Raw genomic sequence first — 10,510 nt, forward strand, 5'->3', positions numbered from 1 at the left:
TTATTACTATAGTTTTGCCTAAAATATCCTAGTTTGTGCTTATGTATTTTATATGTTAAAATATATTTAAGAGGTAATATGAAAATAAATAAACAAAAACCAAAAAAATATAAATTATATATAGCAATTATTATATTATTCGTTTTAATAGCAGGGGCTATTTATTATAGCCTAAATATACTAAATAATAAAAAAGATAATCCTACAAATAACTCTCCCACTTCTGTAAAGGAAGAATCTCAGCCCAAAAAACAAGAAATTAGTAATAGTGAACTAATTAAAAATAAAGAAGAAAAAATAACAAATTCTGATACTCCTCAAAAACCAGTTCAAAATAAAAAAGAAAATCCTACATACACGGTATCTATGTTTACATCGTACGAATATATTGGCAAAAATATAGAAATACGTGGAGAAATATCAAATTTATCTATAGATCAAGGATCTTGCAAAATAACACTAAATGGGCCTAATAATCAAATAATTACAAAAAATACTGAATTACTACCTTCTCCACAAACTACAAGTTGTAGAACAACATTAATAGATACTTCCAATATGAATAAAGGCAATTGGATATATAAATTAAGCTTTGATCAAAATAATATTCATGGAGAAACAAATGAAATTAAATTTGAAGTCAAATAGGAAGAAATATTTATTCATTTTTCTTCCTATCCTCCTATCTGTAATAGGGGTAGCTTATATGTTATCAAAAGCTAACGCTATATCAGCTAAAGAGTTTAATGCTGGAAATATTATTAGTGATAGTATTTTTTATAATAAAAATTCTATGTCCGTACAACAAATTCAGAATTTTTTAGATTGGCAGATTGGCCATTGTGATATTTGGGGTACAGAAAAATCTGGATACGGTAATCTTACTAATGCGCAATACGCTCAACAAGTTAAAGGTTGGCAAGGACCTCCTTATTCATGTATTAATACTTATCATGAAAATCCTAATACCGGCGAAACTTCTTTCGAAAAAGGTGGTGGTTGGTTTGAAGGTGGAATTTCAGCTGCTCAAATGATTTATAACGCAGCACAAGAATATAATATAAATCCACAAGTTCTTCTTGTGATGCTTAAAAAAGAATCTATAGGCCCCTTAACAGCTGATAAATGGGCTTTAAAAATGCAGTATAAATATGCTATGGGGTATGCTTGCCCAGATAGCGGACCAGGCTATAGTGCCAATTGTGATAATAATAAAGCAGGATTATATAAACAAATTAATTTAGCAGCTTGGCAGTTAAATTATTATCGTAACAATGCTAACAGTTACAGATATAAAATAGGTTGGAATGATATACAATATAGTCCTAATCCTAGTTGTGGAACTAAAAGAGTATATATTCAAAATATTGCAACACTAAGTTTATATATCTATACCCCTTACACCCCTAATAATGAAGCTTTAAACAATTACCCTGGTACAGCTAATTGTGGTGCTTATGGTAATCGTAATTTCTTTATGTTTTTTAATGAATGGTTTGGTAGTACTATAGATCCAAGTGAAAGAATAGGTCAACCCGTTAAAAGTAATGTTGAGGTATCCCCTCTAACTAACACCATTAAAAATACAGCCTCAAAATTCCTTAACTCAGATTTATTATCATCAGACTATTCAAATAATTTAAGTCATCAATGGCTATTTGAAAAAACTTCAGATGGTTTCTATGTAATAAAGAATAAATTAACTAATAAAGTAATCGATATGCCTGGTGGTATAAATGCTAAAAATGGTACAAAACTAGTTACATGGGAATATAATGGTGGCTGTCATCAAAAATGGTCAATAATTAATAGGGATGGCAAAGTTAATATTCTATCAAGTTGTAATAGTAATAAAGCTATAGATTTAAACCCTATTAATCAAAATGGTATAAAGCCTGTTGTATGGGATAATCATAGTGGTGATGTACAGAAATGGTTGGTGGAGCCGAATGATTCTAACTTTAATATCATTAATATTAATACATCCAAAAAATATAACCTCATAAACTATAGTGATAAATATATTGATTATACTTACGATAATAGAGCCGTAATATGGTCTCCTACCAAAAATAAAAATCAAGAATATATTTTTATAAAGGATAATTCTACCGGATTTTATTACATAAAAACTAATTATACAGATAAATTCTTATCTATAGATAGTGAATCTCCAATAAATGGCACTAATATATCTTTTAAAGATAAAAATCAAAGTTGCAGCCAAAAATGGCAAGTTATTTTACAAGATGGTTACCATAAAATAATATCAGCTTGTAACAAAAACCAAGCTATAGATATCAACCCAAATAATGTAGATGGTTCAAGTTTTAAAACCTGGAAAAGAAATAATGGTATTCCTCAAAAAATAAAAATAGTAGAAATAGATGAAAATAATCTAGAAGAAAAAGTTTTCACCATTAAAAATACAGCCTCAAAATTCCTTAACTCAGATTTATTATCATCAGACTATTCAAATAATTTAAGTCATCAATGGCTATTTGAAAAAACTTCAGATGGTTTCTATGTAATAAAGAATAAATTAACTAATAAAGTAATCGATATGCCTGGTGGTATAAATGCTAAAAATGGTACAAAACTAGTTACATGGGAATATAATGGTGGCTGTCATCAAAAATGGTCAATAATTAATAGGGATGGCAAAGTTAATATTCTATCAAGTTGTAATAGTAATAAAGCTATAGATTTAAACCCTATTAATCAAAATGGTATAAAGCCTGTTGTATGGGATAATCATAGTGGTGATGTACAGAAATGGTTGGTGGAAAGAAAACAGTAATAAATAAAAAATAGTGGAATTTATCCACTATTTTTTATTATAAGTTTTTTAAGCTATATCTTGTTTTATAACTTTATAAAATTTATCCCAAGAATGTTGTTCTTTCACTAAACTCTGTGCATTAGTTGCATATTTTTTAGCTAATTCAGGATTATTTCTTAGCTCTTCTATAGCGTTAATATACCCTTTTAAGTCTTCTAGATCTACTAATTTACCAGTTTCGCCCTCTTTTACTACTTCACTAATTCCACCAATATTAGATGCCACAATTGGCAGACCTTCACTAATAACTTCCATTAAAATATTTGGTACACCATCCGTTTGAGATGTATATAAATAAATATCATATTGGCTAGTATCTATAGAAGAAATACCATTAAATTTGCCTTTATAATTAACTTTTGATCCATTAAAGAATTTTTTATTAATTTGCGATTCATCAAAAATTCCATAAGCATCTACTATATAATCGTCGCCTAGTTTAGCTGTTATTTTTTTAAGTAAATCAGGCCTTTTCTGGTAAGATATTCTACTTGCCCAAAGTATCCTTATTGGTTTGCTATTATCAATAATTTTAGGTTTTTTCATTTCACTAAAATCCTGTGGTTGGTAATGAACAATCATCTTTTCTTCCTCAAAAGCATTGTTTTCTAAAGCTTCATCAATAACTTTTCGGTTATCTGTAAATACTTTATTTATTACTTCCCAATTTTCTGAAATGTGCGGATCAGCGAAAGTTAAAATTCTATCTTTTTCATGTGTAAATTCTCTCATGAATAAAGATACAAAGACTTTATAATTATTATTTATAATTAATTTTTTATGCCTTGATATCCACCTATACCAATATTCATCATTAACTATATGTAGTCTTTTAACTTTAGATTGTACTAATAACCTTGACCAAATTATATCTTTTTCATAACTACCTACACCTAAAGTAATTCTACCAAAATCTAGCATATCTACGTCTAAATTTTTAAAATAATCTAAAGTTAATTCATTATAAGGTTTAGTTGATAATATTGCGATATTCCAATTAGGGTAATTTTTCTTAATAGCTTTTATATAATTAGCTATTAATTTTTCAGTTCCTCCCCTACCACTCATAGCTGGAGCTAGAAAGAGATAATCTATTTTATTACCTGTTAACTGTCTACAAAGTTTTTGATACATAACTCCATAAGAATTTTCATAAGGGTTAAAACTTAATGGATGAAATCCTAATAATGATATATTTCCTTTAGTTGGATATAGTTGATTCTCTATTTTATTAATTTCCTTAAGATCATCTACAACCCATTTACCTATTTTCTTTAGGTTTTTATTATATAATATCTCCCTAACGCTTGGAGCTATAAGATTATTAAGAGTATGAACTTTTTTAGCAGTATCAAAAGCAAAACGATAGCCCCTCTTAAAATTGCGCTGAAGTTTTACTTTAAACTTTTTACTAATATTATTTTTTATTTCAATATTATTAAATGGTAATGATTTAAAATAATCTATATCAAAAAGATCAGAATATTCTAAGATAGTATTAATATGCTCTGTACTTACAGAATCACTCCTACGTCGATAATATACAACAGTTTCCGGCACTATTATATGTGCTATATCTAAAGCTCTAGTATCGGTACAGAATAAATAGTCTTCATATCCAAAACCATTTAAAGCAGGTTTATATGGTACTTTTTTAAGAGTGTCTTTTTTCGCTATCAAACATGCTGTCCATAAATTCCAATAAGCTAATTGAATGGCATCGGTTGCTTTATCTGAAGAGCTACGCATTTTCCAAATAGTATATCTATATTCATTATAGCCAAATTGTAAATGTAATTCAGGCCTTAAAATAACATCTTTTTTATGTTTTTTAATTTCTTCTAAACCTTTTTTGAACCAATTTTCTGATAGTAAATCGTCACCATCAATAACGCAAATATAGGTTCCTTTTGCTTTATTTATACCATCATTACGATTATCTGCTGGATTACCAAAAGAAACTTTATAAGCCTTAATATTTTCATCTTTATTTTCCCATATTTTAGCAATTCTATTAGTTTCTTTATCGCTATTATCTAGGTTTATAATAATTTCATATTCATCTTTAATTTTATTTAAACCATTACTAATGCTAAGAAGTGTCTTATTTAAAAATAATCCTTCTTTATGTGCTGTAATTACTACTGATAATACCTTTTTTCTCATTATTTTACCCCTTCTAGTCTTTCATATCTTCTATCATAATATCTTTCAATAAGGCATAATCTTCATTTTTCTTATCCTTGATAGAGAATAAGCAAGAATTTGCTTCGTTCGTAAATGCTTCTATTTTACCATCTACCCTTACTGCAGCAACTATTTTAAAATCAGTATTATTAAATATACTTAATGGCATTCTTTTACGAATTGTGTGTTTTCCTTTTTTAATTTGAAATTGACCACTATCATAAATAGTACTATTTCTGCTTTCATCTTGAATAGAAAAAGCTAAATAAGGTTTTCCATTACCTGTATAATCGTATTGAATTTCAAATTCAAATTTATCATTGGCTTTCAAAATTTGCTTACTTATAGGTTTAATTTTAAGTAAAGGTACATATTCACTAGAACCTATTTTTTTAGTAGAATTAGTTTCTTTAATTTTAAAGTTTTCTTCAATATAAGAATTAGCTACATCATCTTTATTACCAGATATAACTACTTCACCATCTCTAATAAAAATAGCTTTATCGCAATATTTTTTCACACTTCCCATATCGTGTGTTACTAAAATAACAGTTTTACTTTTATCTTTTTTGATTTTTATAAAGAAATCATTACACTTACGTTGGAAAGCTTCATCACCAACAGCCAAAACTTCATCAAGCACTAAAATATCACCTTGTGCTTTAATGGCAATAGAAAAAGCTAATCTAACTTGCATACCACTTGAATAGTTTTTAAGTTTTTGGTCCATAAATTCATGTAGCTCTGCAAAATCTACAATCTCATCATACATTTTAGCTACTTCTTCATGAGAAAAACCTAAAAGTGCACCATTTAAATAAATATTTTCTCTACCTGTGAGTTCTGGATTAAACCCTACACCTAATTCAATAAAAGGGACTAACTTTCCATTTACTTTAACTTTTCCAGAATCTGGCGTATATATTTGTGAAATTATTTTTAGAAGTGTAGATTTTCCTGACCCATTCCTACCTACAATTCCAAAAAATTCACCTTTTTCTACTTTAAAGGAAATATCTTTTAAAATTTCTAGCTTTTTATATCCTTTTATACCCTTAGTCCAATTAACAAAGGCTTGTTTAATCCCATTTGATTGTTCTGTGGGTAATTTAAAACTTTTTACAACATTTTTAACTTCTAATGCATATTTACTCATATTTCTTACCTATCAAAAATCTCCTTAATTCTAGCTTTCCACTTATTTTTGGAATATTTGTCTTTTAATAATTCTTGAGAATTTTTAGCTAGCTTATACCTAAAATTACTATCTTTCATTTTTTCTATAGCTTTCAAATAGGTATCTACGTCTTTATAATCATCTATTAAAATACCTGTTTCATTATTAATTATAAAATCGCCCACACCTCCAACATTAGGTGCTATAATTGGCAAACCTTTTGTAGCTATTTCTAGTAAAATATTTGGCATACCATCAGAATTTGAAGTATATAAATATAAGTCATATTCGTTAGTAGGTATAGAATTTATACCGTTAAATACACCTTTATAATTTAAATTATTTTCTTTTATAAAGTCTAAATCGTAAAAATCTTCTAACGTGCCATAAACATCAATAGTAAAATCACTAGAAATTCTCTTATTAATTTCTGCTAAAATTTCTGGCATTTTTTGATAGCAAATTCTACTTGCCCATAATATTTTAAGTTTTTCTTTATCTTTTTTTACTGGGGCAATAACTTTTTCTTCTACATATTGGTAATGTGTTTGGTGTTTATCTACAGTATAGCCATGTTCTTTAATCATTTTTTCTGGCATCAATGAGTTATCTGTTATAACTTTATATATAGAATTATATATCAACGGAATTTGCTCATGAATATAGCCACCAATTCTACCATACTCACTTATATTTTCATTAAAGGCATATATATATATTTTAATATTTAAATATTCTAATAATTTTTTATACCTAAGTATAAAATTATAGCCAAACATAGAATTAGCAATAATAAGTCTTTTAATATTATTTTGCACAATAAATGAAGCAAAAATATCTATTTGTTTTTCGTACCCTATATCTTCAGATATATCACTAAGTTTTACGAAATCAATATCAGTACTTAATTTATTTTGCCAAGGAGAATCACTCCGTTCAGTTTGAACTAATGATATATGCCAATCTTTATTCTGTTTTGCCAGCTCATTAAAAGTGTTAATAAATAATTTATCTGCCCCGCCATGATTAAGCCATGGCAAAAATACTAGTGTATCTGGACATTTTTTCATTCCATTCACTAAACCTAGATACATTTTAGCTGTTTTTTTATTGGGTAAATAATAAATAAAATGGTTCTTTAGAATATAATGATCAGGATATAATAATTTTTCTATTTTATTAATATCCTTCCATTCCTTAACAAGATCATCTGGTAAAACTGGCAATTCTTCAGTATTTTTTTCTCTAGGTTCTTTTATTGTATTTCTAATTTTTTTATAAATTGAAAATTTATTTGCAAATACTAATGTTTTATAGGTAAGATATTTAATTTTATTTTCAGAATTATTACCTTCTGCATCATGATGATCTCTAACATATTCTTCAATATCTTTAAAGCTCCACTCTGAAAGTTTTTTCTTTAAAATATCAAAATCGAAAAAATCGCTCTTAGATAAAACAGCTCTATTATTAACTTGTCCACTAAGTAATGATGGTTTGGCTATAGGATCTCTTCTATAAAATAAAACTGTACCTTTAGCAATTTTATGTTTATATCCTTTAGCCATAGTATCTACATACCACTGCCAATCTTCATAGCCAAATGGGGGGATGTTTGCTCTTTGTTTAATATCTGAAAAAATGTCTTTATGAAGCATACAAGGAGATCCATAAACATTACTATCAAAAGCATATAAAAATTCATCTTTTTCATTTAAATCTGTTAAATCTTCAAGTATAGTATTCCAACCACCAAAAGTGAGAATGTAGTTAAAATGCGCTATTGTATCCTTTTTACCTTTTACTTGATTATAAAAACTAATAAGCCAATTAGATGAATAAAGGTCATCAGCATCAGCAAAGGCTATATATTCACCTTTAGCTTTTTTTACAGAAAAAATTCTAGAAGAAGATAAATCACCAAAATTATTATTAAAAATTCTTATATTTTTATCATTTTCATAACGCTTAAAATATTCTTTAGTATATTCATCACCATTATCTATATGAACAATAATTTCATAACTAATTTTTTCTTTTTCAAGTTCTTCTATAGCCTTAAAAGCTGATAATATTGTTTTATGCGCTAACAGCCCTTCATTATGGGCTGTAATTATTAATGATATATCTATTTTTTTACTCATAATACTAAATCATTTCTGCAAATTTTTTACTATTTTTATTAAAGTATAATGCACCAATTATTAATATAATTATTGTTATAATTATTGGCACTAATGAATACAATATTCCACCCATTCCCCATGTAGTCGGTGTAGTAACTGGAGCAATTAAGTTATGCCTGATATCCTGAATAATTTGAGCTACAGGGTTTAACATTATTATATTTTGTGCTGAAATACCAAAAACCTTAAAGTTAGCTACTTGTGATAAAGGATAGATTATTGGTACAGAATAAAATACTATTTGAAGAATAACTTCATATATATGTCCTATATCTCTAAATTTTACATATAAAGTAGAAAGGAATAAAGAAATACCTAAAGCTAAAACGAATAATTGTAAAAAATTCATAGGTAGCCATAATACTAGCCAGCTTAATTTAACACCTGTAAATATAGCAAATATTAATACTACAATAATATTAATAAATAGACTAATTAAAGCGCTAAACATTGAAGACAATATTATTATATACTTAGGAAAATTAATTTTTCTAAGTATATCGCCACGTCCTACAATAGATTGCATACCAACAGTAGTAGCCTCTGTAAAAAAGCTCCATAATGATATACCTAGAAGTAAGACTATCGGATAAGTTGGAGTCCCATCAGTAAATTTAAGAAATTTAACAAAAACAACATACATTACTGCAAATAGCATTAATGGTTTTAAAACGGACCATAATACACCTAAAGCAGAACCTTGATATCTTAATTTAAAATCTGTTTTTACTAATTCATATAATAAAATACGATTTTTTTTATTAAAAAACTCCATAATTTTCATATCTATATTATACCACGCTTATAGGGATATATTCTTATATATCTTTCTGTTGTATAATAATATTAATTATGAAGAAAACAATCACAATTATGGTGCCAGCTTATAATGAATCTAAGGTATTACCTAAACTTTTTAAAAGACTTAATACATTATCAGTAAATAACCCAAAATATTCCTTTGAATTCCTGTTTATTAATGATGGCTCTAAAGATAATACTATGGATCTAATTGTAGAAGAATCTAAAAGGAATAATCAAATTTCTTATGTTAATTTAAGCCGTAATTTTGGCAAAGAAAATGCTATGTTAGCTGGTTTTGACTATGCTGCTGGTGATGCACTAGTTATTATTGATGCCGACCTGCAAGATCCACCTGAACTTATACCTCAAATGATAAAATACTGGGAAGAGGGCTACGATGATGTTTATGCCAAAAGAGAATCTAGGGATGGTGAAACATGGCTTAAAAAATCAACTTCTCACTGGTTTTATTCAATACTTGATAAAATTTCAAATATTGAAATTCAACGAGATACTGGTGATTTTAGACTTCTAGATCGTAAAGCTATAGAAGCTTTAAAAGAATTGCGTGAATCAAACAGATACACTAAAGGGATGTTTTCTTGGGTTGGCTTTAATAAAAAAGAAATAACTTACAAAAGAGACCCTCGAGCAGCTGGTGAAACAAAATGGAACTATCGTAAATTATTTAATTTAGCTATTGAAGGAATTACTAGCTTTACTACTGCTCCACTAAGAATTTCAACTTATTTAGGTTTTATTATATCTACAGCCTCTTTTGTATGGATTAGTTATTTATTAATAAGACCTTTATTTGGTGTTCCAACTGGAGATGGTTATACCTCAATTATGGCAACTATTTTATTCCTTGGTGGAGTTCAATTACTCTCTATAGGTATTATTGGTGAATATATAGGTAGAATTTTTATTGAAACAAAAAATAGGCCTACATATTTAATTCAAGATTATAAAAAATATAAATCAAAAAAATAATGAAAAAATTACAGTCATTTTTTAAAAATCAAAAAATTAAGTTTGCTACTATTGGAGCTTTTAATACTGCCTTAGATTTTGCTATACTTTTTAGTCTTAAAGCTTTAGGTATAAATGTCGTATTTTCTAATATAGTATCAACAGGTGTAACTTTTATTCTTTCTTTTATTCTTAATAAAAAGATAACATTTAATAGTACTAACAAAACAAAACAAGAAAACATAAAGGAATTTCTTTCATTCACAATAATAACTTTATTTGGATTATGGGTAATTCAAACTTTAGTTATTTACATTATAACTTCTATTTTATCTAATATTT

8 protein-coding genes are annotated in these 10,510 nt (G+C 27.2%); 4 read left to right on the forward strand and 4 right to left on the reverse strand.

Going from position 1 to position 10,510, the window contains the following annotated elements; translation table 11 throughout:
* Positions 1-78 precede the first annotated feature (78 nt).
* The gene (locus G6CMJM_RS03015) at positions 79-648 is read left to right on the forward strand and encodes a hypothetical protein (protein WP_129718999.1); all 570 of its coding nucleotides are present in this window, start codon (positions 79-81) and stop codon (positions 646-648) included.
* Between the two features lie 58 nt (positions 649-706).
* Positions 707-2,800 (forward strand): RICIN domain-containing protein, encoded by a 2,094-nt coding sequence (locus tag G6CMJM_RS03020; protein ID WP_165302699.1) that lies wholly within the window; start codon positions 707-709, stop codon positions 2,798-2,800.
* A gap of 48 nt (positions 2,801-2,848) precedes the next feature.
* On the opposite strand, the gene G6CMJM_RS03025 is transcribed toward G6CMJM_RS03020, so the two are convergent.
* The 4 genes from G6CMJM_RS03025 to G6CMJM_RS03040 are packed head-to-tail and all read right to left on the reverse strand — an operon-like array spanning position 2,849 to position 9,176.
* A complete protein-coding gene (locus tag G6CMJM_RS03025) occupies positions 2,849-5,008 on the reverse strand; it encodes a glycosyltransferase (protein ID WP_129719001.1) in 2,160 nt (719 codons plus the stop codon).
* Positions 5,009-5,021: 13 nt separating this feature from the next.
* Positions 5,022-6,185: an ABC transporter ATP-binding protein gene (locus G6CMJM_RS03030; protein ID WP_129719002.1), complete on the reverse strand. Its 1,164-nt coding sequence runs from the start codon at positions 6,183-6,185 to the stop codon at positions 5,022-5,024.
* A 5-nt stretch (positions 6,186-6,190) separates the two neighbouring features.
* Entirely contained in the window at positions 6,191-8,350 is a 2,160-nt protein-coding gene (locus G6CMJM_RS03035; protein WP_129719003.1) for a glycosyltransferase, read from the reverse strand.
* Positions 8,351-8,354: 4 nt separating this feature from the next.
* The gene (locus G6CMJM_RS03040) at positions 8,355-9,176 is read right to left on the reverse strand and encodes an ABC transporter permease (protein WP_129719004.1); all 822 of its coding nucleotides are present in this window, start codon (positions 9,174-9,176) and stop codon (positions 8,355-8,357) included.
* A gap of 68 nt (positions 9,177-9,244) precedes the next feature.
* Here G6CMJM_RS03040 and G6CMJM_RS03045 point away from each other — a divergent pair, with 68 nt between their 5' ends.
* Together G6CMJM_RS03045 and G6CMJM_RS03050 are read left to right on the forward strand one after the other, a co-directional pair.
* Positions 9,245-10,189: a glycosyltransferase family 2 protein gene (locus tag G6CMJM_RS03045; RefSeq protein WP_129719005.1), complete on the forward strand. Its 945-nt coding sequence runs from the start codon at positions 9,245-9,247 to the stop codon at positions 10,187-10,189.
* A partial coding sequence (locus G6CMJM_RS03050; RefSeq protein WP_129719006.1) for a GtrA family protein occupies positions 10,189-10,510 on the forward strand: 322 nt, incomplete at its 3' end. The genes G6CMJM_RS03045 and G6CMJM_RS03050, both read left to right, overlap by 1 nt.

This window comes from Candidatus Nanogingivalis gingivitcus (genome assembly GCF_004151455.1).
Taxonomy (GTDB): domain Bacteria; phylum Patescibacteriota; class Saccharimonadia; order Saccharimonadales; family Saccharimonadaceae; genus Nanogingivalis; species Nanogingivalis gingivitcus.